Below are 24511 nucleotides of genomic sequence, written 5' to 3'. Positions count from 1 at the left end.
ATGATGTCCAGGGTTTTGTTGGCGGTGTCTGTGCATTGAGGTCACGCAGGCTCCGGTTGTCGACATGCAACCAGCCGCGGCGTTATTTGACTATCTCGAATATTGGGCTGAATGTTTCGAATTTGCGCCATCCCCAGTCCTGACAAAAGAGGTTAACGTTTGCATCGGTTGGCAGGGGGGCAGCTGCAAAGAGAAACCGACCAAACTCGTCGGAATTGGTTAATTTTTGTGCTATATTCCGCGCCCGCGATTTTTCATCTCAACACCGGTCGTCGACATGCAAGCAGCCAAGCCGTTATTTGACTATCCAAAATATTGGGCCGAGTGTTTCGGGCCAGCGCCATTCCTGCCGATGAGCAGGGAGGAGATGGATCAGCTTGGCTGGGATTCCTGCGACATCATCATTGTTACGGGAGATGCCTACGTCGATCACCCGTCGTTCGGCATGGCGATCATCGGCCGGCTGCTGGAGTCCCAGGGCTTCCGCGTCGGGATCATTGCGCAGCCGAACTGGCAGTCCAAAGACGACTTCATGAAGCTTGGCGAGCCGAACCTGTTTTTCGGCGTCGCGGCCGGCAACATGGACTCGATGATCAACCGCTACACCGCGGACAAGAAAATTCGTTCCGACGACGCCTATACCCCGGGCGGTATGGCCGGCAAGCGTCCGGATCGTGCGAGCCTGGTCTACAGCCAGCGCTGCAAGGAAGCCTACAAGCACGTGCCGATCGTGCTTGGCGGTATCGAAGCTTCCCTGCGTCGCATCGCCCACTACGACTACTGGCAGGATCGCGTGCGTAACTCGATCCTGATCGATGCCAGCGCCGACATCCTCCTGTACGGCAACGCCGAGCGGGCCATCGTCGAAGTTGCCCAGCGTTTGTCTTACGGTCACAAGATCGAAGACATCACCGACGTGCGCGGCACCGCGTTCATTCGCCGTGACACGCCGGCGGGCTGGTACGAAGTGGATTCCACCCGTATCGACCGTCCGGGCAAGGTCGACAAGATCATCAACCCGTACGTGAATACTCAGGACACCCAGGCCTGCGCCATCGAGCAGGAAAAGGGCCCAGTGGATGATCCGGAAGAAGCCAAGGTCGTGCAGATCCTGGCCAGCCCGCGCATGACTCGCGACAAAACCGTGATCCGCCTGCCGTCGGTTGAAAAGGTCCGTGGCGATGCCGTTCTGTATGCCCACGCCAACCGCGTGCTGCACCTGGAAACCAACCCGGGCAACGCCCGTGCGCTGGTACAGAAGCATGGCGAAGTCGACGTCTGGTTCAACCCGCCGCCGATTCCGATGACCACTGAAGAAATGGACTACGTGTTCGGTATGCCTTACGCACGTGTTCCGCATCCTGCGTACGGCAAGGAAAAGATCCCGGCCTACGACATGATCCGTTTCTCGGTGAACATCATGCGTGGCTGCTTCGGTGGCTGCACCTTCTGCTCGATCACCGAGCACGAAGGCCGGATCATCCAGAACCGATCCGAAGAGTCGATCATTCGCGAAATCGAAGAGATCCGCGACAAGGTGCCAGGCTTCACCGGCGTCATTTCCGACCTCGGCGGCCCGACTGCGAATATGTACCGCATCGCCTGCAAAACGCCGGAAATCGAATCCGCGTGCCGCAAGCCGTCCTGCGTGTTCCCGGGCATCTGCCCGAACCTGAACACCGACCACTCGTCGCTGATTCAGCTGTACCGCAGCGCCCGCGCATTGCCGGGCGTGAAGAAAATCCTGATTGCCTCCGGCCTGCGTTACGACCTCGCGGTCGAGTCGCCGGAGTACGTCAAAGAGCTGGTGACCCACCACGTCGGCGGTTACCTGAAGATCGCCCCGGAACACACCGAGGAAGGTCCGCTCAACCAGATGATGAAACCGGGCATTGGCAGCTATGACAAGTTCAAGCGCATGTTCGAGAAGTACACCAAGGAAGCGGGCAAAGAGCAGTACCTGATTCCGTACTTCATCGCCGCGCACCCGGGCACCACCGACGAAGACATGATGAACCTGGCCCTGTGGCTCAAGGGCAATGGCTTCCGCGCCGACCAGGTGCAGGCGTTCTACCCGTCGCCGATGGCCACCGCCACCGCCATGTACCACTCGGGCAAGAACCCGCTGCGCAAGGTCACTTACAAGAGTGACGGCGTGACCATCGTCAAGAGCGAAGAGCAGCGTCGTCTGCACAAGGCGTTCCTGCGTTATCACGACCCGAAAGGCTGGCCGATGCTGCGTGAAGCGCTGCAGCGCATGGGTCGCGCTGATTTGATCGGGCCGGGCAAGGATCAACTGATTCCGCTGCATCAGCCGTCCACCGACAGCTACCAGAGCGCCCGTCGCAAGAACTCGACGCCGGCTGGCAGCCATAAAGTGGCGAAAGAAGGCAAAGAGAAAACCACCAAGATCCTCACCCAGCACACCGGTCTGCCACCGCGTGCCAGTGATGGTGGTAATCCGTGGGACAAGCGTGAACAGGCCAAGGCTGCGGCGTTCGCCCGCAACCAGCAGGCTGCCAAGGAGCGCAAGGACGCGGCCAAGGGCAAAGGGCCGAAGCCGGCTCGCAAGCCGGTCGTACCGCGCTAAAACAGAACGCCAACCTTCGGGTTGGCGTTCTGCATTTCAGGTCTCCCGACATGTGGTGGCGCGGCCGACCCCTTCGCGAGCAGGCTCGCTCCCACAGGTGACCGCATTCCAAATGTGGGAGCGAGCCTGCTCGCGAAAGCGCCCGATCAAACACTGCATGAACCAATGTCGCCACATTTAGGCGCAACTTTGCCAAAGCATTTCCCCGCGTCGCCCGATTTTGGTGCTGTACTGCCTTGAGCATTCCGGGAAAGCGCCCAAGCCTGTGCATGGCATAACTCTTGCGCGCTTTCAAATACGCTTAAGGCTCGCAGGAGGCACGCCGTGTCGATTCATGTCGCATTGCATCACGTCACGCATTACCGCTACGACCGCGCTGTCGAACTCGGCCCGCAGATCGTTCGCCTGCGCCCGGCCGCCCACAGCCGCACGCGGATTCTGTCCTATGCGCTGAAAGTCTCGCCCGAGCAGCACTTCATCAACTGGCAGCAAGACCCGCAGGGCAACTACCTCGCGCGGCTGGTTTTCCCCGAGAAAACCAATGAACTGCGCATCGAAGTCGATCTGCTGGCCGAGATGGCGGTGTTCAATCCGTTCGACTTCTTCCTAGAGCCTTACGCCGAGAAAATCCCCTTCGCCTACGCCGCCGATGAGCGCAAAGAGCTGGCGCCGTACCTCGAAACATTGCCGCTGACGCCGAAGTTCCAGGCGTATCTGGACGGCATCGACCGCACGCCGCTGCCGGCCGTGGACTTTCTGGTGGCACTCAATCAGCGCCTGAGCGAAGACATTGGTTACCTGATCCGCATGGAACCGGGCGTGCAAACCCCGGAACACACCCTCGAACACGCCTCCGGTTCCTGCCGCGACTCGGCGTGGCTGCTGGTGCAACTGCTGCGCAATCTGGGGCTGGCGGCACGGTTTGTCTCTGGTTACCTGATTCAACTGACCGCGGATGTGAAAAGCCTCGACGGCCCCTCCGGCACTGAAGTGGATTTCACCGATTTGCACGCCTGGTGCGAAGTGTATTTGCCGGGTGCCGGCTGGATCGGCCTCGACGCCACTTCCGGGCTGTTCGCCGGTGAAGGGCATATTCCCTTGGCCTGTAGTCCTGATCCGTCGTCGGCGGCACCGATCAGCGGGATGGTCGAACCTTGCGAGACACAGTTCAGCCACGAAATGTCGGTGGAGCGAATCTGGGAAGCGCCGCGGGTCACCAAGCCCTACACCGATGAGCAATGGCTGGCGATTCAGGCACTGGGGCGGCAGATCGACGCCGACCTGCTTGAGGGCGATGTACGCCTGACCATGGGCGGTGAGCCGACCTTCGTCTCCATCGACGACCCGGATGGCGCTGAGTGGAACACCGCGGCCCTGGGCGAGGACAAGCGCCGGCTATCCGCCGAGCTGTTCCAGCGCATGCGCAAGCATTACGCCCCGAAGGGGCTGGTGCATTTCGGCCAAGGCAAGTGGTATCCCGGCGAGCAACTTCCGCGCTGGTCGCTCAATTGTTATTGGCGCCGCGACGGCGTGCCGATCTGGCAAAACCACGCGCTGATCGCCGACGAACAACAGGATTACGGCGCCAATGGCGAACTCGCCGGGCGCTTTCTCGCCAGTGTCGCCGAGCGGCTGAAACTGCCTGCACGGTTTGTGTTTCCGGCCTACGAGGATAATTTCTATTACCTCTGGCGTGAAGGCTCGTTGCCGAGCAACGTCAGTGCTGAGGATTCGCGTCTGGAGGAGCCGTTGGAGCGCGCACGACTGCGCAAAGTCTTCAGTCAGGGGCTCGATAAGGTAATCGGTCAGGTGCTGCCGCTGGCGCGTACTGCCAAGGGCGATCAATGGCAGAGCGGGCGCTGGTATCTGCGTGACGAGCATTGTCGGTTGGTGCCGGGGGATTCGCCGCTGGGTTACCGCTTGCCGCTCGGTTCGCAGCCGTGGGTGAAAGCGGCCGAATATCCGTTTGTTCATCCGCAGGACCCGAATCAGGACTTCCCGGAGCTACCGGATACCGCGCAACTCAACAGTCACGGCGATCCGGCCACCGCTGACGAGCGCCTGCCGAAAATCGACGAGTCCGCCGATTGGCTGACGCGCACCGCGTTTTGTGCCGAGGCTCGCGAAGGGCGCTTGTACCTGTTCATGCCGCCGCTCGAGCGGGTCGAGGATTATCTGGAGCTGGTGGCAGCGATCGAGGCCACCGCCGAAGAGCTGCATTGCCCGGTGCTGCTGGAAGGTTACGAGCCGCCGAGCGACCCGCGTCTGAGCAATTTCCGCATCACCCCGGATCCCGGCGTGATCGAGGTGAACGTGCAGCCGTCTGCAAGCTGGGACGAGTTGGTCGAACGCACCGAGTTTCTCTATGAAGAGGCACGCCAGACTCGCCTGACCACCGAGAAATTCATGATCGACGGCCGCCACACCGGCACGGGCGGCGGCAACCATTTCGTCCTCGGTGGCGCAACGCCGGCGGACTCACCGTTCCTGCGCCGACCGGATCTGCTGCGCAGCTTGATCAGTTACTGGCACAACCACCCGTCGTTGTCGTATCTGTTTTCCGGGTTGTTCATCGGCCCGACCTCTCAGGCACCACGGGTCGACGAGGCGCGCAACGATGCATTGTATGAGCTGGAAATTGCCTTTGCACAGATGCCTGAACCGGGCGAGGAGTGCGCGCCGTGGCTGGTGGATCGACTGCTGCGCAACTTGCTGATCGACGTCACCGGCAACACCCATCGCGCCGAATTCTGCATCGACAAACTGTATTCGCCGGATGGCGCTACCGGTCGCCTCGGGCTGCTGGAACTGCGCGCCTTTGAAATGCCGCCGCACGCGCGCATGAGCCTGGCTCAGCAATTGTTGCTGCGGGCGCTGGTTGCGCGCTTCTGGCGCGAGCCGTATGCGCCGCCGAAACTGGCGCGCTGGGGCACCGAGTTGCACGATCGGTTCATGTTGCCGCACTGTATCGAACAGGATTTCGCCGACGTCATCGTTGAGCTCAACAGCGCCGGTTATCCGTTGCGCGCCGAGTGGTTTGCAGCACATCTGGAGTTTCGCTTTCCCAAGGTCGGCGATTACGCGGTGAACGGCATCGAGCTTGAGCTACGGCAGGCGCTCGAGCCATGGCATGTGCTGGGCGAGGAGGGCGCGGTGGGTGGCACGGTGCGTTACGTCGATTCGTCGCTGGAGCGTTTGCAGGTCAAGCTCAAGGGTTTGCCGCCGCAGCGCTATCTGCTGACCTGCAACGGCATCCCCGTGCCGCTGCATCCGACCGGGCGGGTCGGTGAGTTCGTTGCTGGCGTACGTTACCGCGCCTGGCAACCGGCCAACTGTCTGCAACCGACGATCCCGGTGCACGCGCCGCTGGTGTTCGACCTGCTCGACACCTGGATGGCGCGTTCGCTGGGCGGTTGTCAGTACCACGTCGCGCATCCCGGTGGCCGTAACTACGAGACGTTGCCGGTCAACGCCAATGAAGCGGAGAGCCGGCGCATGGCGCGTTTCTTCCGCATCGGCCACACGCCAGGGAAACTTCCGATACCGAACCTGACATTGTCTGACGAGCTACCGATGACTCTCGATTTACGACGCTTTTAAGTCCTACGCGACGCCCGGATTTTTCGTCTATCCGGGCGTCATGTGCCTGCGTTAGTCTGACCGTTCCCTGCTGTCTGCCGAGCTTTCCATGCCTGACCTGCTAGACCGCTACCCGCTGACGGCGGGCACTTATCACGAACTGCTGGATGACAGTGGTGCGGTGCGTCCGCACTGGCAGCGGCTGTTCGACCAGTTGCAGCGCAACACCTCCGCACAACTGCTGCAGCGTCAGGCTTTGCTGGCCCGGCAGATTCAGGAAAACGGTGTCACCTACAACGTCTACGCCGATCCCAAGGGTGCAGATCGCCCGTGGGAACTGGATCTGCTGCCGCACGTGATCGCAGCGGATGAGTGGCAGCAATTGTCAGCGGGTATTGCTCAGCGAGCGCGATTGCTCAATGCCGTGCTGGCCGACTTGTACGGCCCGCAACGGTTGATCAGCGAAGGTCTGTTGCCGGCGGAACTGGTATTCGGGCACAATAATTTTCTCTGGCCGTGTCAGGGGATTCTTCCGCCGGACGATGCCTTTCTGCATCTGTACGCCGTGGATCTGGCGCGCACGCCGGACGGGCGCTGGTGGGTGACGGCGGATCGAACTCAGGCGCCATCCGGGGCCGGTTATGCACTGGAAAACCGCACCATCGTGTCGCGCGCCTTCCCCGAGTTGTACCGGGATCTGAAGGTGCAACATCTGGCCGGGTTCTTCCGTACGCTGCAGGAAACCCTGGCCCGTCAGGCGCCCAGCGATGACGACGCGCCACTTGTGGTGTTGTTGACGCCGGGGCGCTTCAACGAAAGCTATTTCGAACATTTGTATCTCGCCCGACAGCTCGGTTATCCGCTGGTGGAGGGCGGTGACCTCACCGTGCGTGATGCCACGGTCTACCTGAAAACCCTCAGTGGCCTGCGCCGGGTGCACGCGATCATGCGGCGGCTCGACGACGACTTCTGCGATCCCTTGGAGCTGCGCACGGATTCCGCACTGGGTGTTCCCGGTTTGCTGGAAGCGGTGCGACAGGGGCGGGTGTTGGTCGCCAATGCGCTCGGCAGCGGTGTGCTGGAGTCTCCGGGTTTGTTGGGTTTTTTGCCGAAGATCAACCAATTCCTCTTCGGCGAAGAACTGATCCTGCCGTCCATCGCTACATGGTGGTGCGGTGAGGCACCGGTGTTGGCCCAAGCCCTGGAAAAGCTGCCGGAACTGTTGATCAAACCGGCATTCCCCTCGCAAAGCTTCACGCCGGTATTTGGCCGTGATCTGAGTGAAAACCAGCGTCAATCCCTCGCCGAGCGCATGCAGGCACGGCCTTATGCCTATGTTGCGCAAGAGCTGGCCCAACTGTCCCAAGCGCCGATCTGGCAAGCCGAGGATGGTCAACTGCAACCCCGGGCCATCGGCATGCGTATGTACGCGGTGGCCAGTCATGACGGCTATCGTGTGCTACCCGGTGGTCTGACCCGGGTAGCCGCCGAAGCCGATGCCGAAGTGGTCTCGATGCAGCGCGGCGGCGCGAGCAAGGACACGTGGGTGTTGGGCGACCGGCCGCCGAGCGGCGAACAATGGAAGGCGCAACGCAACGTCGGTGTACACGATCTTGTGCGGCGCGACCCTTACCTGCCTTCGCGGGTGGTGGAAAACCTGTTCTGGTTCGGCCGCTATTGCGAGCGTTGTGATGACAGCGCGCGTCTGCTGCGAATCATGCTGACGCGCTATGTGGACGGTGATGATCCACAAGCGCTGCTGGCGGCTGTCGATCTCGGCGAGCGGCTGGCGCTGTTGCCGGACGAGGGTGAACTGCCGGAGCGCCTGTTGGCAGCGCTGCTCGGCGAAGACTGGTCGTTCAGCCTGCGGGCCAATCTGCAACGCTTGCAGTGGGCGGCTTCGCAGGTGCGCGGAAAGCTCTCCCGGGAGAACTGGCAGGCGTTGGTGGAGTTGCAACGTGAAGCGACGGAACTGGACACCGACGAGCCGGATTTCGGCGAGTTGCTGGATTTTCTCAATCGTCTGGTGATGTCGCTCGCTGCGCTGTCCGGGTTTGCACTGGACGACATGACCCGCGACGAAGGCTGGCGTTTCCTGATGATTGGCCGGCGCATTGAGCGTCTGCAATTTCTCAGCAGCAGCCTGGCGGCGTTTCTGCGCGGCGCGGGGGCGTTCGATCAGGCGGGACTTGAGTGGTTGCTGGAGCTGGGCAACAGCAGCATCACTTACCGCTCACGCTATCTGGCGGTGGCGCAGTTGATTCCGGTACTCGACCTGTTACTGCTCGATGAGCAAAACCCCCACGCCGTGTTGTTCCAGTTGAAACTGGTCACCCGCACGCTGAAACGTTTGAACGACGATTTCGGTGTGCCACGGGAGGCTGGGTTGCCGCAACTGGTCGAGCGTCTGGCGCGGTTTGATCTGGGGTGTCTGGAGAACCCGTTGTTCGGCGAGTCCAGCGTGCGCGCGGCGCTCGATGGTTTGGCGGATTTGCTGCAAGAGATCGCCGATGCCAGCGGGCAGGTATCCGATCGCCTGGCCCTGCGCCATTTTGCCCATGTCGATGATGTCAGCCAGCGTACGGTGTCCGTCTGATGAACGCGCATTACCAGATCTTCCACGACACCTGTTATCACTACGACAGCCCGGTTTCCCTGGCGCAGCAATTGGCGCACCTGTGGCCGCGTGAATGCAGTTGGCAGCGCTGCACCGAGCAACAGTTGCTGATCAGTCCGGAACCAACGGCGCGCCGTGATGAGCTGGATGTGTTCGGCAATCCGCTGACCCGACTGGCGTTCGAGCGACCGCATGATGAATTGCAGGTCAACGCGCGGCTGACCGTTGAGGTGCTGGCGCGACCGGCGCTGGATTTCAACCAGTCCCCTGCGTGGGAGCTGACGCGCAATGCGTTGACGTACAGCAGTCAGCCGTTGTCTGCCGAATTGCTTGAAGCTTGCCGCTATCGATTCCAGTCACCGTACGTGCACTTGAAGCGCAGCTTCGTCGAGTTTTCGCAAAGCTGTTTCCCTCCCGGTCGTCCTTTGCTGCTGGGTGTGCAGGCCTTGATGCAGAAGATTTTCAGTGAATTCACCTTTGATGCCGAGGCAACCCAGGTGGCGACGCCGCTGGTGGAAGTGCTGGAACGTCGGCGTGGGGTTTGTCAGGACTTCGCCCACTTGATGCTGGCCTGCGTGCGCTCTCGAGGGCTGGCGGCACGTTACATCAGTGGTTATCTGCTGACCCAGCCACCACCGGGGCAGCCACGGCTGATCGGCGCCGATGCGTCGCATGCCTGGGTTTCGGTGTTTTGTCCGGTGCTGGGCTGGGTGGATTTTGATCCGACCAACAATGTGCAGCCGGCGCTGGAACACATCACGTTGGCGTGGGGCAGGGATTTTTCCGATGTGTCGCCGTTGCGGGGGGTGATTCTCGGTGGTGGCTCGCATGATCCCGAAGTTCGGGTGACGGTGATGCCACTGGAGTAACACAGATCAAATGTGGGAGAGAGCTTGCTCGCGACGGCGGGGGATCAGCAAGAGATGTGCTGACTGACACGACGCTTTCGCGAGCAAGCTCGCTCCCACAGGGGATAGCATCGTGTTCGGAAACAGGGAAGGTCTGTGAGGGCCGGCAATGTCGCCGCCAGCCCCGTCACGGATCCGCAGGGTCTGATTTGGATCATCAAACCCGGTGGGGCTCAGGCGTCAGGCGCCTGATCTTTCGGTGCATCCACATCGGTATCAACATCGTTGTCAGTCGCCACTTCACCATCAGGGTTCAGTGCCGCGTCTTCAGCTGATTGTTTCTTGCGCTGAAGCTTTTCCTCTTTCTTCTTTTCCTTTTCCAGGTCTCGTTGACGTTTGGCGAAGGAGTAATTGGGTTTGGCCATGGGCGATCCTCTTGGGTCGAAGGTGAGGTTGAGCGGCGCGTATTCTGCCCTGTATCGGTGCCCGGCGGTTAGCCGGGTTTTTGGTCGACCCACTTGGGCGTGACGGTCGGCTTCCAGTTATCGAGGGACTCGAGCAGTGTTTGCGGCGATTCGCTCACTTGCAGCATGTCACGGTGTGGCGCGCGAACGAAGCCTTCGCCGACGATATGGTCAAGAAAAGCGGTGAGTTTGCTGTAGAAACCGTTCACTTCCATCAAACCCAGCGGTTTGCCGTGGTAGCCGAGCTGGCCCCAGGTCCAGACTTCGAACAACTCTTCCAGCGTGCCAAGGCCGCCGGGCAGCGCGATAAACGCATCGCTGAGTTCAGCCATCCGCGCCTTGCGCGCATGCATGCCATCGACCACTTCCAGACGTGTCAGGCTCTTGTGACCGATTTCCTTGTCCATCAGGCTTTGCGGGATGATGCCGATCACCTCGCCACCGGCAGCCAGCGCGGCATCGGCGACGATACCCATCAAACCGACGGCGCCACCGCCGTAGACCAGGGTCAACTTGCGCTCGGCCATTGCCCGGCCAAGGGCGACGGCGGCTTCGGTGTAAGCCGGGTCGGTGCCGGCGTTGGCACCGCAGAATACACAAACGGATTTCAAAGACATGCCTTCCTCCTGGGTCAATCCGTCACAGGGTAATGGCTGGCAGGCCTCGATCCAAGGTCTAAACTTCGGGTTCCGGTGATTCAAAGGTACCGCTGGCGCCACAGGCGTAGGCGGCGAGCAAACTGCACAACAGACCGTTAAAGAACATGACAGGCACTCCGTCTCAAGGGATGGGCCGATCATAGGGCGGGCCAGATGGTTTGGCCGTTAGATTGTGTCGATGAGTGTCATAGCCTGAAAGTTGTATACAATTTTTGACGCAAGTCATAGGAACTTGCGAAGATTTCAGGCAGTCTTTCAACCATTCGTGATTTTGTTAACCCTGCCTTGGAGATTCACCATGTTTTCCAAAGTTGTTGCGGTATCCCTGCTGGCACTGGCCAGCAGCCAATTGATGGCTGCCGAGTGCAAAACCACCGTTGACTCCACCGATCAGATGTCCTTCAACACCAAGGCCATCGAAATCGACAAGAGCTGCAAGACTTTCACCATCGAACTGACCCACTCGGGCAGCCTGCCGAAAAACGTCATGGGCCATAACCTGGTGATCAGCAAAGAAGCTGACATGCAGCCAATCGCTACCGATGGCCTGGCTGCCGGTATCGACAAGAACTACCTGAAGGACGGTGACGCGCGCGTCATCGCCCACACCAAAATCATCGGCGCCAAAGAAACCGATTCGGTGACCTTCGACGTGTCCAAGCTTAATGCCAGCGAAAAATACGGCTTCTTCTGCTCGTTCCCTGGCCACATCTCGATGATGAAAGGCACTGTGACCCTGAAGTAATTTATTCAGGCACAAAAAAAGCGTCCTGCTCGGGACGCTTTTTTCGTTTCTTTAGGTGGCGCGGTATGGCTTACGGTGCAAACGGCATCACTCGTTTGTGATGGGTTTTGTTGTACGTATCAACAATGATCTTGAACGCTTCCTCTCGCAGTGGCTCACCGTGCAGGAAGGCGTCGATCTCGGTGTAGGTCACGCCGTGCGACGCTTCGTCCGGTTTACCCGGCGACAGGTCTTCCAGATCCGCAGTCGGAATCTTTTCAACCAACGACTCAGGCGCCCCAAAACTGCGGGCAATCGCCCTCACCTGATTTTTCACCAGACCGCTGAGCGGGGCGAGGTCGCAGGCGCCGTCGCCGAACTTGGTGAAAAAACCCATCACCTTCCTCCCCCCATAAAAGTGCACATCCAACCGAGTTTGATCGCTATTTCCGGTTCAAATCATATGTGCAGAAACCACGATTGCACAACGAAAAAATAGTTCATAAATTTTCGCCTACCAACCAGCTCTGCCAGCAATCGAGCCACGGCATCACCTCTTGATCGGGCATAATGACTCCACTAACACAAGATGCTGCGACATGTCCTGCCTGTCCTTAGATGAGCCACCAAAGGCACTTCGTGCTGCCGCTCAGTCGCCTTCAGCCAACTCGGTAGCGTGTGTCGGATGTCACCCGAGTACTCACCGAAATTGCCAGATGAACGACGCCTAGCTGACGGCGCAGAATCTTGTAGATCCCATATCAGGTTTCGGGAGGACCCATGGATCAGCGTTTGAGAGTGGTAATGGCCCAGTTGAACATCCGAGTTGGTGATGTTCATGGCAACGTCGAGAAGATCATCGAAGCAGCTCAGAGCGCCCGCGACGACCTCGGCGCACAGATCATCGTCTTCCCTGAGCTGACCCTGTGCGGATATCCGCCTGAGGATTTGCTCCTCCGATCTAGCATGCAGAGCCGCATCGAAAAGGCACTGGCGCGTGTCCGCGAGGCCGCTCGCGGCATCGTTATAGTGATCGGCTTCCCGTGGGTTGAAGACGGCGCTCGCTACAACAGTTGCGCGGTCATCTCCGAAGGCGAAGAGGTTGCTCGCTACTATAAGCAGCGCCTGCCGAACTACCGCGTCTTCGATGAGAAGCGCTATTTCGAGTCCGGCAGCGGCCCTTGCGTCGTCAACTTGTTCGGCATCCAGATCGGGATCACGATCTGCGAGGACATCTGGTTCTCCGAGCCCCTCAAGCAGGCCTGCGACGCTGGCGCCCAGATCATGCTGACGCTCAACGCATCGCCGTTCCATCGTGGCAAGCAGGCAGAGCGTGAATCCCTGCTAGCGCAACGGGCTGACGAGTGCTCGATCCCAATGGTGTACGTGAACCAGGTCGGCGGCCAGGACGAGCTGGTTTTTGACGGCAATAGTTTTGTCGTGGACGGCCACGGCAAGGTCACCCAACGCGCTCCAGCGTTTGAAGAGGGCTTGTACGTCACCGACTTCGATTGCATCGACAATGCTCTGGTGCCAGTTCCAGGGACTGTGACAGAGCTGCTGAGCCTGGAAGCCAGCGTGTACCAGGCGCTGGTGAGTGGCGTGAAAGACTACGTGCAGCACAATGGCTTTAAAGGTGTTGTACTGGGCCTTTCTGGCGGGATCGACTCAGCACTGGTTTTGGCCGTTGCCGCTGATGCGCTTGGCGCAGAAAACGTCGAAGCCGTAATGATGCCTTATCACTACACAGCACAGATGAGCCAAGACGACGCGAGGGAAGAAGCAGACATCCTGGGGGTGAAGTACAGCGTTCTGCCAATCGCCCCCATGGTCGAAGCATTCCTTTCTACGCTTGCGCCAATGTTCGAAGGTCTGGGCAAGGACACTACGGAGGAGAACCTCCAGGCCCGGTGCCGTGGCACGATGTTGATGGCCATCTCCAACAAGAAGGGCTACTTGGTGCTGACAACAGGCAACAAGAGCGAGATGGCTGTCGGCTACGCGACCCTTTACGGCGATATGGCCGGTGGATTTGACGTCCTCAAGGACGTACCAAAGACGCTGGTATTTAAGCTCTGCGAGTACCGCAATACCCTGGGCTACGTGATTCCGCAGCGCGTCATTGACCGTCCACCGTCAGCTGAATTGGCACCTGATCAGAAAGACGAAGATTCGCTACCTCCATATCCAGTTCTGGACGAGATCCTTCGCTTGTACGTTGAGCAGGATCTGTCCGCTGACGCGATCATCGAGGAAGGCTTTGACGCAGAGGTCGTGCGCAAAGTGATCCGCCTTGTTGACCTCAACGAGTACAAACGTCGCCAGGCAGCAGTGGGACCACGGATCACCGAGCGCGGATTTGGCCGAGATCGCCGCTACCCGATCACCTCGGGCTGGCGTATCGGCGACTGATCCTCAAAACCAAGTAGGCATAGAAAGGCGAGCGCCTGTGCGGGGGCAGGCTTGCTGCATTGCAGATAGGGGGCAACTTCTTTCGTGACGCGGCAAGCCTGATCGTTAACTTCCGTGACTCCTCCGGCTAGGTCTTCGCAACTGTACAGACTCGTAGTATCGCGCTTTCGCAGGATGGCAGCGAAGCAGGATGGCGAGTGCGTAGTTTTTTGATCTTTTACTTTGTTAAGGAAAACGGAAAAGTGCTTCTGGCTGTCAGCAAGCTTATTCATCCGTATCTTGAGTTCGTCGGTGGTGCTGCGTTTAGTTTAGGGCACGCATTGCAAGACTTGGGCGTTCCAAAATCCGAATTTTTTCAAGCTCACCTGAGCGGCTTTGTTCCGAGAGCAATGACGTTGCTTTTGGTCCTTCTGCTTTTGATGCCACTGATTATAGGTGCTGCTTATACCTTGGGGCGGTTTAAGGGTGGTGTGATTGCGCTATGCGTGCTCCTTGCGCCAGGCATACTTAACTTGATGGGTTTTTTCCCAGATTTTCGATACGGCGCACCAAGCTCTTCTGCGGGTGGCGTGGGTGTGATCGGAAACGTTATGGCGCTCATTCCTTTATTGATGATGGTCACTGCTGCTGGGTGGTCAGTCACGGTGCTGCTGTACGATACGTTGAAATTAACTGATAAATTTCATCATTATTATGATCATCTTTGGTTTTTGACAGCGCTGACGGCTGCGGTCTTTTTTGTGACAGACAGCACGGCCAGCAACAGTGCCCAAACCCTTAATAACGCATCGCGAGTAGCTCAGGATTCAAGTCGCTATCTTCTCCTGCAAATCCGCCGTTACCAAGATTATTGTCGGATTAACGGTTTGGAATCTACCAAGTCTTGTCAGTGGAGCAATTACTCACAGTGGACGATTGGAGCGCTTGCTGAATATGGTCCTGTCCTTTTTGAAGATCTTGCGCCCGAAAACAGTCGGGGATTTTTCCAGCAACCAAGAGAATCGAACCTGTCGGATAAAGATATTTTAACCATCAGGCGGGAGCTGTTGGAATACAACCAGAAAGTGTGTCCTGTGAAGCAGTTGTCTAAAGACGCTGCTCAGTACGCTCCGCTATCGGATAGTTGTGAATCACCCCCCTTTGAGTATTGCACCGCGTGGCCAGATGGACCAGTGGGGTTCGTTGATCCCTACATCTTCCAGCGGCCAGTGGCGATTGCTAACGAGTGCATAATTCCCAACCTGGTTAGGCTGAAATCTAGAATGCCGGGGTTACTTGCTGATGATCGTGAAGCGAGCCAGGTGAAGAACTACAGATGGTTTTACTTCTTGTTTATCGCGCTGGCTGTCGGTGGAAAGATAGCGAATTCGAGTACAAAGCTGGTCGACTTTAAGAAAAGGAGGAGAGCGATTTTCGTGAAGGATCTCTGGCGCCTCACGATTTTCCTTGCTTCGTTTGTTTGGAAGGCGTTTAGATCTGGTCTGTCTTTTGCTCGTTATATGGTCAAGACTGCTATAGCGAAATTTAAGGCTCTAAGGCCTTCTGCTGACGGAGACGCGCCCTAAAGGTACTCGGAGGAGGGCTCTGGAATGCTCTCTTTCTACGGATGCTTGGGGTACGCCGACGATGTGAAGGCCAGGCCTGGCCTCCAGCACCCATCATGGGGTCTTCAGCGCCTGCGCTTCTAGAGCTGCTTCGCAGAAGGTGCCGCGCGGGTTTTGGGGCCCGTGGGCCTAAGGTGAGGCTCATGATCAGCAATGACTGGATGATTCGGCCCGACCATAGCATTGCGATGGAAGGGTTACAGGCTGCACGCATACCCTAAAGGCTCATTGACATCATCTTTCGGGATTTGCATTCTTCATTCTTTGAACCCACCAAAGAACAAGGATGTGAGATGCGTAAAGCATTAATTTTTGGTAATGGCTTGGGCATGGCCCTTGCCCCGCAGCATTTCAGCCTAGGCGGGGCTATGCATGATGTGTGGCATCTACCGCATTTACTCACAGCGGAGGACAGGAGACTTATCAGTCTTACGCTAGGGAATGAGGGCGCGATCCCTCAGAATGAAGAGCAGCTTGACGTTTTTCATCAAGCCGTCACAGCGTGCAAAACGCTAAACAGAATACTGTCACCAGATCTTCACTGGCTTACAGAGCAGGGGCAGCGGTTTCCTGTGGCCGTAGCCAAGTACTTGCACATGGTTGCCACCAGATTACACCTTACTGATGCTGACTTACCTGAGCAGTTCATATCATCGCTATCAGCTTTTGTCCGCCAAACAAATTCTCATGTAGCGACTCTGAACTATGATCGGCTTTTATATGGGGCCTTCATTGAGAGAGGAGTTTTAGCTGGTTTTGATGGCAGTCTAGTTGATGGAATAACTAATGCTGGTTTTGATTCGGCGAATCTGGAAAGGCAGTGGGGGAGAACTTTTGGCTACTACTTGCACCTTCACGGTTCGCCGTTGTTCTACACGGACATTGATAAGCGAGTTCGTAAGCTTCAGCGGCATGAGATTAATATGTTTGCGGCGAACCCATCCGATCACATAGTCCTGACCCATGTTGCGCATAAGCGTTCAGTGATAAGTGCATCACCGATTTTAATCACGTACTGGCACTATTTGCATCGCGCACTGCAAGAGGCGTCAGAGATTGTAGTGGTAGGGTATTCGGGATGCGACACGCATCTGAACGAAATTATCGCCATGTACGGGGCACATAAACATATTCGAGTAATTGAGTGGGCTGCAAACTACTTCCACCCTGTCCGACTGTCCCAGTGGCAGACCGCATTTAGGTCAACCAATATACATTTAGAGCTGCATCAGAATATATTGAATAATTACGCTTGGTGACAGTTACTGCAACCGGAGATCGCAGATGTGGCGAGCGGCTACAAAAGTCCTGAGTTTCACAGTGTGTTCCTACAGGCTCTCCATGCTTCGGCAGAAGGGTACACCATGGTATCTTCAGCGCTTGCGCTGCTGTAACTGCTTGGTGGAAGGGGCCAAGTGGCGTCTTGCTCATGTCAGGTCAGGCTATTACAAAGGCGTAATGTCACCGGTCTCTGAGTATTGATGGCGCAAAGGCTTCACCAATGGTAAACAATGACCCAAAAGGTGGCTTGTAGCCATTATGCATGAGTGGGGCAGGGATGCAATTTGTAACGAACGGTCCAGATATTCCAGATGAGCTGCTTCAAGCCCACGAAGAAGGTAGGGTCATCTTCTTTTGTGGGGCCGGTATTTCTTATCCGGCTGGGCTCCTGGATTTCAAAGGTTTGGTGCAGCTCATCTACAAGGAGGCGTCGACCACCTTCGATAGCGCCGAGCAGAAAGCTTTTGATAACTATCAGTTCGATGCCACGTTGGATCTACTTGAGCGTCGCTTGCCGAACGGTCGCGCTGCTGTTCGAGATGCTTTGGCGCGGGCTCTCAAGCCCAACATCCGACTCAAAGGCGCCACAGACACGCACGCAGCATTGCTGAGACTGGGAAAGTGCCGGACCGGTGAAGTGCGTCTTGTAACCACAAACTTCGACCGAGTGTTCGATGCCGCAGGTCGACGTACAAAACAGCGTTTCAATTCTTACTCAGCCCCAATGCTTCCTCTTCCCAAAAAAAGTCGATGGGATGGGGTCGTTTATCTGCACGGCCTACTGCCGGATAAACCTACCATTTCCGAACTCAATCGACTGGTCATTACCAGCGGTGACTTTGGACTTGCTTACCTGACTGAGCGTTGGGCTGCCCGATTCGTAAGCGAATTGTTCCGCAACTACGTCGTTTGCTTCGTCGGGTACAGTGTCAGCGATCCAGTTCTCCGCTACATGATGGACGCGTTGGCTGCTGACAGAATGTTGGGAGAGATTACCCCTCAGGCATGGGCATTTGGATCTTGTGCGTCAGGAGAGGAAAGCCAGAAGACCGCTGAGTGGAAGGCAAAAGGGGTTTCCCCTATCCTGTACAACACTCAGCCTGGGGCAAACTCACATAGGGGGTTGCACCAAACTCTGAAAGCTTGGGCAGAGACATACAGTGACGGAACGACGGGTAAGGAGCGGATCGTGACCACTCATGCTCTCTCCAGGCCTTCGGCCAGCACCCGGCAAGATGATTTCGTGGGACGTCTGCTGTGGGCGCTTTCTGACAAGTCAGGGCTACCAGCGCGCCGGTTTGCAGATTTCAACCCTGCTCCGCCCTTGGAGTGGCTGCTGAGCGCCTTTAGTGACCCCCGATACTGCTACTCGGATCTGGCGCGCTTTGGTGTTCCTGCTCACGCTGAACATGATCCTAAGCTCAGCTTCAGTCTGGTTCAAAGACCTTCGCCCTACCACTTGGCAGCGCAGATGACGCTGGGAAGCGGGCGCACGGGTCACTGGGATAATGTTATGTTCCAGATCGCTCGGTGGCTTGTTCGGCATCTCGACGATCCAGACCTTCTACTTTGGCTTACTACGCGGGGCGGATGTATCCACGAGCGGCTTGCATTTCTTATTGAGGATCAACTGGGGCGCATTGCCAAGTTTCAGAGCGAAGGAAACACCGCTGAGCTGGATGCGCTTCGCAAAAGCTCACCTAACGCGATACCTGGTCCTCACATGCGCAAGCTGTGGGGACTGTTCCTGGCGGAGCGGATCAAGTCGCCTTGGAGAGACCTAGACCTCTATAGCTGGTTGGAGCGGTTGAAGCGAGATGGTCTGACTGCCAGCCTTCGACTGCAACTCAGGGAGTTGCTTTCGCCAGTGGTGTCGATCTCCCGGCCGTTTCGATCTTCAGAAGACCAGGATGTCTCAGCAAAACACCTGCGCGATCTGGTGAACTGGGAGTTGGTTCTAGTCTCCGACCATGTGCGATCCACGCTCTCCGAGTCGTCTCGTTCGGAGTGGGCACCGGTCTTGCCATTGCTGCTTGAGGATCTCCAGGCATTGGTTCGTGATGCGTTGGATCTTTTGCAAGAATTGGGAAGTGCCAACTCCTCCGGTGATCGTTCGAATTGGGATCTGCCGTCTGTCAGTCCTCACTGGCAGAATCGTGGTTTCCGTGAGTGGGTCGTGCTCGTTGAGCTGCTTCGGGATTCGTGGCTGGCTAACTTCGAAGAACATCCTGAGGTTGCGGCGAAGATCGCGCACTGGTGGTTTGAGATTCCATATCCAACCTTCAAACGCTTGGCGTTCTTTGCCGCCAGTCAGGATGGTGCCATTTCTGCTGATGAGTGGGCTGAATGGCTACTTGTCGAGAATGGTCATTGGTTGTGGTCCACCTCCACTAAACGCGAGGTCTACCGCCTGCTTGTGCTGCAAGGGCGCATGCTGCCCCGTGCCGCTCAAGAAAGGTTAGAGGCGGAGATTCTGGCCGGACCTCCCAGAGCAAACTTCGTGGAAGACATTACGGATGATCGCTATCAAGAACACGTAGACCGGGCGATTTGGAGGGGCTTGGCGAAGCTTCAGTACGGTGGGCTTGTGCTGGGTGATCAGGCTCAGCAAAGACTTGATGCGCTGTCCGCAGCCTACCCACATCTACGCTTGGCAGACAATGAGAGCGACGAGTTTTCTCATTGGATGAGTGGGACCGGAGACCCTGATTATCAGCAGCAGCGTGTTGTCAGGCCTGCACCTTACAAACGTGAGGCACTGGTCCAATGGCTTCGAAATGCCCCGGCAGCTGATGAGTATTTCGATGAAGACACCTGGAGAGATGTGTGCCGAAAGCACCTTCTCAACAGCTTGTATGCTTTGGGTGACCTAGCGGAGGAGGGCCAATGGCTCTTGGGTCGCTGGAGGGAAGCTTTCCAAGCATGGAGCGAATCTGGCATTGCTCGAAAGTCATGGCGTTATGTTGCTCCGTGGATCAATAGGATGCCAGATCGTGAACTTGTACAGATAATTCATTACGTAACTCGATGGCTCGATGAGGTATCCAAAGCAGAACTTCAAGATATGGATATGTTTTTGGGGCTTATCCGAAGGGTGATGCATCTGCCACTGGAAGCGGATACTGGAATGACCAGTAATGGCGAACCGATAAATCAGCCAGTCACTGAAGCCATCAATCACCCCATTGGGCACGTTACCCAGTCTCTGTTGAATATTTGGGAGAGATCAAGCCTCAACGACGGTGATGGTCTGCCAGAGAGGATGGGGCAGATTTTCATCGAGCTGTGCGACCCGCAAGTGGAACGATACCGTCATGGCAGGGTACTGCTTGCTTCTAGACTTATCGCTCTGTTCAGGGTGGATGAGGCTTGGACAAGAACAAATCTGCTTCCTCATTTCAGTTGGGCTCGTAATCCGGCTGAGGCTAGAAGGGCCTGGGAAGGCTTCTTGTGGTCGCCCCGCCTGTACCGTCCACTTCTATTGGCCTTCAAAGCCGAGTTTCTCGATACCGCAAGCCATTATGCGGATCTGGGTGAGCACGGGGAGCAATTCGCGGCTATTTTCACTTATGCAGCCTTAGGTCCACTTGATGGGTATACCACGGATGAATTCCGTGATGCCTTTGCGACGTTTCCACTGAAGGCGTTACAGGAGGCGGCTCAAGCTCTATCACAAGCGCTGGAAGGGGCTGGCGAACAGCGGGAAGAGTATTGGCAGAATCGGGTTCAGCCCTTTTGGCAACATATCTGGCCAAAATCCAGAGACCTAGTGACATCTAATATCGCTGAATCATTGACCCGGATGTCCATTGCGGGCGGGAGAACATTCCCGGACATCCTTAATGCAATTCACGACTGGCTAGTGCCCATCGAGCATTTGCACTATGTCATCCACCTGCTTGATGAGTCAGGCATGTGCATGGTTTTCCCTGAATCAGCGTTGCGCCTGCTGGCTGCGGTGGTTGGTGAGCAGACTTGGCCGCCTTCTGAGCTGCGCTCTTGTCTTGAATCGATTGCACAGGCCCAGATCGACCTTGCTGAGCGTCCAGAATACCGCAGGCTGACGGAGTACCTGCGTCGTCGTGGTCAGCCATAGTGCGAAGAACCGCTGGTGCAGCGGGCCAGTTGATTTCCTGCAAGGGAAAAAGATGCAGGATGATTGAATCGCGGCTAATGGGTAAAGCAGGGCAAGTAAGAGGTGAGTTTTGTCCGCTCTACAAACACGGCTACGTTAATGCGATCAAGAAGGTGCTTGCTGAGATTAAGTGATACCTCTGATGAGTAGGGGGGCAACCTAATCGGATACGCTGGGCTCATTCGGGGCGTAGGCCTCGGTCAATACCCGCTTAGGTGGGATGAGTCCAGCGGGTGGTGGTCTTGGTGGTCGTTGCGCTCCCGTTCTTTGCGGGGCCAACCAATTTCACCTCAAGTCCATAAGCTCCTTCAAACTCATGAATTGCATATCACTTTTTAATGAACGCGGGTCTTTAACAGCGCCGCCTAAGCGACAGACCAGATGTTCAAAAAGGTTATTAAAGTGGCCTTCCTGGTCTTCATCTTGCCATCGTTCAAATGGGCGTCGAGGGCGCGTATTCTTGCCTGAAATAGTTTGAGGGATAAAGAATGGACAGAATATCTCGCTGCTAACATCCAGTCCGGCGTAGCCCACTCTGGCAGCGGTATCTGTCCTCATGTAACGAGGGCGATGGAGCAACTGAATTGGGCCTTGCATCACACCAGCTTGAACAAGGAGCGCGCTCGCTGCGCTCTCCTGGGGCCTATCAAAGTCAGCTGGTACCAAGTACATATCCGGCTGTAATAGAAGCAGGAAAGCTTCATGTTTCGGTGTTATGCCAATGCTTTCGGCAGCGAGGTCTGCGCAGACGTCGATGATCACGACTTCGCCAGCTTCTGGTTTGCAGGCCAACACATCATCTGGAGCCAATCTTGCGCAATTGATGCGTAAGTCCTGCATTTCTTCAAGCTCGCCGGAGACGATTTCCTTGTTCTCAGGAGCAGTAGCCTGAACCAAGGTCGTCTTCATGTTCAGCGAAAATTTGGCGATGACCGCAAGATTTTTGGCAACCGTAGTTTTGCCTACTCCACTCTTTGGGCTCGCGACCGCAATCATCAATCCCTTACTTGACGGCATGTGAACGAGACGCTGCTTTTGGCTAAGCATTTTGTTGCGCACCAGCTTCGTCACCCAGTCCATTAGCGATGAGTCGACCGGGTCCAAACCACTTAGCCATCGACCTATGTTTTCAACTTCCGTGCATTTGCTGGTTCGACGAAATTCGCTGAATTGGTTGGCTAAGGCGGCGGCGCTTAGTCCGAGATATTTCATTGATTTTTTTAGCAGAAGTGAATCTATCATCGATCGATCTCGCGTCAACGAATTCTAGTTTGGATCAAATGACATCGAGTCGATTATCTCCAGTGGTTGTGATGATAGCCTCCATTGAAATCACCGTGGGCAACGCAGCCAGTGAATGAGGCCTACCTCGCTTACGCTGTTGATGCAGGAACAACTACAAAGATCGGCCGACTTCTATCATTGGGTGCCTGAAGGATTCTCAAATATGTCAGCCGTGAAATGGTTTAGCGATAGGCATTTACGTATGACTGGATCGGCGTACCTCTGAAGGGAAGATGGCCAAAATTGGGGAAAGGGAGGTTGTGGCCGCTTGAAGTCGCTACTGTGCGACTGTCGATTTTTGACCTATTTAGCGCGTTTTCACACAACCTCGCCTTAAGGGGACATGGATAATGCCCGCGTGGTTAGCAGCAGCTACTTCGGAATTAGCACTGAATCAATCACATGGATAACGCCGTTGGACTGCATGACGTCTGCAATGCTAACCGCGCTTCTGCCACCTTTAGCGTCCATCACCGATAGTTCCCCATTTTGCGCCATGATCGTGAGTGATTCACCTTGCACAGTTTTCAACACAACTTTACCGCCGTTCGTCTTGGCGTCCGCGATCAACTGTTTCGCGCTGTGAGTACCGGCAACCACGTGATACGTCAATATCTTCGTCAAATCTGCCTTGTTTTCCGGTTTGACCAGCGTTTCGACGGTGCCGGCGGGCAATTTCGCAAAGGCTTCGTTGGTTGGCGCGAAGACGGTGAATGGGCCTTTGCTATTGAGCGTGTCCACCAAGCTGGCGGCTTTGACCGCCGCCACTAGGGTCGTATGGTCTTTCGAGTTGACGGCATTCTCGACAATTGTCTTGTTTGAATACATGGGGGCACCACCCACCATGACGGGATCGGCTGCAAAGCCGGGTGACGCAGCGAGACAGAGGGCAGCGAAGCTGGCAGCGGCGATGCGTTGAACAATAGTAAGCATTATGCTTCTCCTAGATTCTTTGGTCCTTCGGATGAAGGTGATAAATGTACGGAGCAGGCCTGAAAACGGATGCATCAAAGTGACGAAATTTTTCCTTTGGCAATGACCGGTCCGGTCGGCAGCCCAGTAGGCGAGCCGTTCAAAGGCTCTAGGGAGACGGCGAGCACCGCGCCATCGCCAAGAGTGGCAGCAAGTTCCGACGGTACGCTCAAGGTCACGGCGGCATTGGCCGGCAGTAGGCCCAGTGAGTGGGGTTTACCATCGGTGGAGATGACCCATGCCTGAGCACTCTTGTTCTCCCAGTCGGCGGAGCGAGTCCGGACGAATAGCACACTTCGACCATCGAGATTAATCGTCGCAGTGAACAGCGTATAGCCGTTGCTTTGTTCCAGACGAGCTAGCATCGCCGGCCTCGTATTTGGTACCGGCGGCTGAAGGATGAAAACTGTAACCAGCAGCCCGGCGGCCAGCGCCGTCGCTGTCCAGCGCCAGAATCTTAGATTATTCCACCAGCCAGTAGACCTTGGTTGTGGGCTGGTCTCACTTGGGAACAGTTGCTGCTCGATGGCACACCAGCTGTCTGCCGGCGGATTAGACTCAGGCACCTGCGCAATCCACTCGGCGAAGTGATGCTGCCATGCCGCAATCGTGCTTTGATAATGCGGGTTCAGAGCCGCCATGGCCTGAACCCGATCACGTTCTTCTCGGGTCAATACGCCTAGCACGTACTCCGCGATCAACATGTCAGGGTCATCGTCCGGAGGCAATTCGTTCTCGTTCATAGGCTAAGGCACATGCGCAGTCGAAGCAGTCCGCGACGGATCCAGCTTTTCATCGTGCCTAGCGGAATGCTGTAGCGCTCGGCCAGCTCGGCATAGGAGTAACCCTCGAAGAAAGCCACGCGGATATAGCGTTGCTGAACTTCTTCCAATGTCTCCAAGCATCGCTCTAGCTGGCTCCCCTGTTGCTCCCGCTCGACGGTGTCCACGACCGTATCTTGCGTGGGCCAATCGTAGATCGTTTCGATTGGTTCCTGACGATGGTGGGATCTCCGTCGGTCGATGGCTTTGTGGCGGGCCATAGTCGCTAGCCAGGTAATCGCACTAGCCAATCGTGGATCGAAGCTAGACGCCTTTACCCACGCCATGATGTAGACCTCCTGAAGCACCTCTTCAGCCTCAGCTCGGTTACCTAAGTAGCGCAGGCAGATGCCGAACAGCCTAGCCGAAGTAGCTTGATACAGGGCCTCGAAAGCAAGCCGATTTCCCGTGCCGCAGGCCTGCATCAGGATGTTTAGAGCCTTGGCCTTAGATTCGATTTCGGTGAAGTCCGGTGCATTCGGTGTGATTGTCAAATGGCCAGTTCCTTCAGTGGTTGCAGC

At 56.7% G+C, this 24511-nt stretch carries 15 protein-coding genes and 1 pseudogene; 9 read left to right on the top strand and 7 right to left on the bottom strand.

Features of this window, described 5'->3' with window-relative positions; all coding sequences use genetic code 11:
- Positions 1 to 277: 277 nt before the first annotated feature.
- The 4 genes from IAI51_RS07390 (at position 278) to IAI51_RS07375 (ending at position 9655) form a co-directional block, all read left to right on the top strand.
- Entirely contained in the window at positions 278 to 2590 is a 2313-nt protein-coding gene (locus IAI51_RS07390; RefSeq protein ID WP_187677868.1) for a YgiQ family radical SAM protein, read from the top strand.
- Positions 2591 to 2914: 324 nt separating this feature from the next.
- Positions 2915 to 6190 (top strand): DUF2126 domain-containing protein, encoded by a 3276-nt coding sequence (locus tag IAI51_RS07385; RefSeq protein WP_187677867.1) that lies wholly within the window; start codon positions 2915 to 2917, stop codon positions 6188 to 6190.
- 88 nt (positions 6191 to 6278) lie between these two features.
- Complete coding sequence (locus tag IAI51_RS07380; RefSeq protein WP_187677866.1) at positions 6279 to 8765, top strand: circularly permuted type 2 ATP-grasp protein; 2487 nt, start codon at positions 6279 to 6281, stop codon at positions 8763 to 8765.
- Positions 8765 to 9655 (top strand): transglutaminase N-terminal domain-containing protein, encoded by an 891-nt coding sequence (locus tag IAI51_RS07375; protein ID WP_187677865.1) that lies wholly within the window; start codon positions 8765 to 8767, stop codon positions 9653 to 9655. Before IAI51_RS07380 ends, IAI51_RS07375 begins: the two co-directional genes overlap by 1 nt.
- 212 nt (positions 9656 to 9867) lie before the next feature.
- On the opposite strand, the gene IAI51_RS07370 is transcribed toward IAI51_RS07375, so the two are convergent.
- Positions 9868 to 10059 carry a hypothetical protein gene (locus tag IAI51_RS07370; RefSeq protein ID WP_187677864.1) on the bottom strand — a complete coding sequence of 64 codons (192 nt, stop codon included), beginning with the start codon at positions 10057 to 10059 and terminating at the stop codon, positions 9868 to 9870.
- Between the two features lie 68 nt (positions 10060 to 10127).
- The gene (locus tag IAI51_RS07365; protein ID WP_187677863.1) at positions 10128 to 10715 is read right to left on the bottom strand and encodes a TIGR00730 family Rossman fold protein; all 588 of its coding nucleotides are present in this window, start codon (positions 10713 to 10715) and stop codon (positions 10128 to 10130) included.
- Between the two features lie 340 nt (positions 10716 to 11055).
- Between IAI51_RS07365 and azu the strand changes: the two genes are divergently transcribed.
- Positions 11056 to 11502, top strand: a complete 447-nt coding sequence (azu, locus tag IAI51_RS07360; RefSeq protein ID WP_042557408.1) for an azurin — start codon at positions 11056 to 11058, stop codon at positions 11500 to 11502.
- 70 nt (positions 11503 to 11572) lie between these two features.
- Here the strand turns inward: azu and nadE are convergent.
- Positions 11573 to 11884, bottom strand: a pseudogene (nadE, locus tag IAI51_RS07355) (NAD(+) synthase); the annotation flags it as partial.
- A 377-nt stretch (positions 11885 to 12261) separates the two neighbouring features.
- Here nadE and IAI51_RS07350 point away from each other — a divergent pair.
- The 4 genes from IAI51_RS07350 (at position 12262) to dsr1 (ending at position 20874) form a co-directional block, all read left to right on the top strand.
- Positions 12262 to 13893, top strand: coding sequence for an NAD+ synthase (locus IAI51_RS07350; protein ID WP_187677862.1), 1632 nt, complete (start codon positions 12262 to 12264; stop codon positions 13891 to 13893).
- A 197-nt stretch (positions 13894 to 14090) separates the two neighbouring features.
- Positions 14091 to 15458 (top strand): hypothetical protein, encoded by a 1368-nt coding sequence (locus tag IAI51_RS07345; protein ID WP_187677861.1) that lies wholly within the window; start codon positions 14091 to 14093, stop codon positions 15456 to 15458.
- 332 nt (positions 15459 to 15790) lie between these two features.
- On the top strand, positions 15791 to 16756 hold the full coding sequence (locus tag IAI51_RS07340; RefSeq protein WP_222944083.1) for an SIR2 family protein: 966 nt from the start codon (positions 15791 to 15793) through the stop codon (positions 16754 to 16756).
- A gap of 299 nt (positions 16757 to 17055) precedes the next feature.
- On the top strand, positions 17056 to 20874 hold the full coding sequence (gene dsr1, locus IAI51_RS07335; protein ID WP_187677860.1) for an anti-phage defense-associated sirtuin Dsr1: 3819 nt from the start codon (positions 17056 to 17058) through the stop codon (positions 20872 to 20874).
- A 324-nt stretch (positions 20875 to 21198) separates the two neighbouring features.
- Here dsr1 and IAI51_RS07330 read toward each other — a convergent pair whose 3' ends face one another.
- The 4 genes from IAI51_RS07330 to IAI51_RS07315 form a co-directional block, all read right to left on the bottom strand.
- Positions 21199 to 22155: a ParA family protein gene (locus IAI51_RS07330; RefSeq protein WP_187677859.1), complete on the bottom strand. Its 957-nt coding sequence runs from the start codon at positions 22153 to 22155 to the stop codon at positions 21199 to 21201.
- Positions 22156 to 22569: 414 nt separating this feature from the next.
- Positions 22570 to 23130 carry a fasciclin domain-containing protein gene (locus IAI51_RS07325; RefSeq protein WP_187677858.1) on the bottom strand — a complete coding sequence of 187 codons (561 nt, stop codon included), beginning with the start codon at positions 23128 to 23130 and terminating at the stop codon, positions 22570 to 22572.
- A 74-nt stretch (positions 23131 to 23204) separates the two neighbouring features.
- Positions 23205 to 23912 (bottom strand): anti-sigma factor domain-containing protein, encoded by a 708-nt coding sequence (locus IAI51_RS07320; protein ID WP_187677857.1) that lies wholly within the window; start codon positions 23910 to 23912, stop codon positions 23205 to 23207.
- Positions 23909 to 24484 (bottom strand): sigma-70 family RNA polymerase sigma factor, encoded by a 576-nt coding sequence (locus tag IAI51_RS07315; protein WP_222944082.1) that lies wholly within the window; start codon positions 24482 to 24484, stop codon positions 23909 to 23911. Before IAI51_RS07315 ends, IAI51_RS07320 begins: the two co-directional genes overlap by 4 nt.
- Between the last annotated feature and the right edge of the window lie 27 nt (positions 24485 to 24511).

This window comes from Pseudomonas sp. N40(2020) (assembly GCF_014472415.1).
Classification (GTDB): domain Bacteria; phylum Pseudomonadota; class Gammaproteobacteria; order Pseudomonadales; family Pseudomonadaceae; genus Aquipseudomonas.
The sequence above is the reverse complement of the archived record's forward strand: the minus strand, read 5'-3'. Positions and strand labels throughout refer to the sequence as shown.

What these genes read in the sequence shown, in the direction of transcription:
- dsr1 (WP_187677860.1), top strand. Translation starts at nt 17,056, where the DNA reads ATGCAATTTGTAACGAACGGTCCAGATATTCCAGATGAGCTGCTTCAA.
- IAI51_RS07390 (WP_187677868.1), top strand. Translation starts at nt 278, where the DNA reads ATGCAAGCAGCCAAGCCGTTATTTGACTATCCAAAATATTGGGCCGAG.
- IAI51_RS07325 (WP_187677858.1), bottom strand. Translation starts at nt 23,130, where the DNA reads ATGCTTACTATTGTTCAACGCATCGCCGCTGCCAGCTTCGCTGCCCTC.
- IAI51_RS07340 (WP_222944083.1), top strand. Translation starts at nt 15,791, where the DNA reads ATGCGTAAAGCATTAATTTTTGGTAATGGCTTGGGCATGGCCCTTGCC.
- IAI51_RS07365 (WP_187677863.1), bottom strand. Translation starts at nt 10,715, where the DNA reads ATGTCTTTGAAATCCGTTTGTGTATTCTGCGGTGCCAACGCCGGCACC.
- IAI51_RS07330 (WP_187677859.1), bottom strand. Translation starts at nt 22,155, where the DNA reads ATGATAGATTCACTTCTGCTAAAAAAATCAATGAAATATCTCGGACTA.
- IAI51_RS07375 (WP_187677865.1), top strand. Translation starts at nt 8,765, where the DNA reads ATGAACGCGCATTACCAGATCTTCCACGACACCTGTTATCACTACGAC.
- azu (WP_042557408.1), top strand. Translation starts at nt 11,056, where the DNA reads ATGTTTTCCAAAGTTGTTGCGGTATCCCTGCTGGCACTGGCCAGCAGC.
- IAI51_RS07370 (WP_187677864.1), bottom strand. Translation starts at nt 10,059, where the DNA reads ATGGCCAAACCCAATTACTCCTTCGCCAAACGTCAACGAGACCTGGAA.
- IAI51_RS07350 (WP_187677862.1), top strand. Translation starts at nt 12,262, where the DNA reads ATGGATCAGCGTTTGAGAGTGGTAATGGCCCAGTTGAACATCCGAGTT.
- IAI51_RS07380 (WP_187677866.1), top strand. Translation starts at nt 6,279, where the DNA reads ATGCCTGACCTGCTAGACCGCTACCCGCTGACGGCGGGCACTTATCAC.
- IAI51_RS07320 (WP_187677857.1), bottom strand. Translation starts at nt 23,912, where the DNA reads ATGAACGAGAACGAATTGCCTCCGGACGATGACCCTGACATGTTGATC.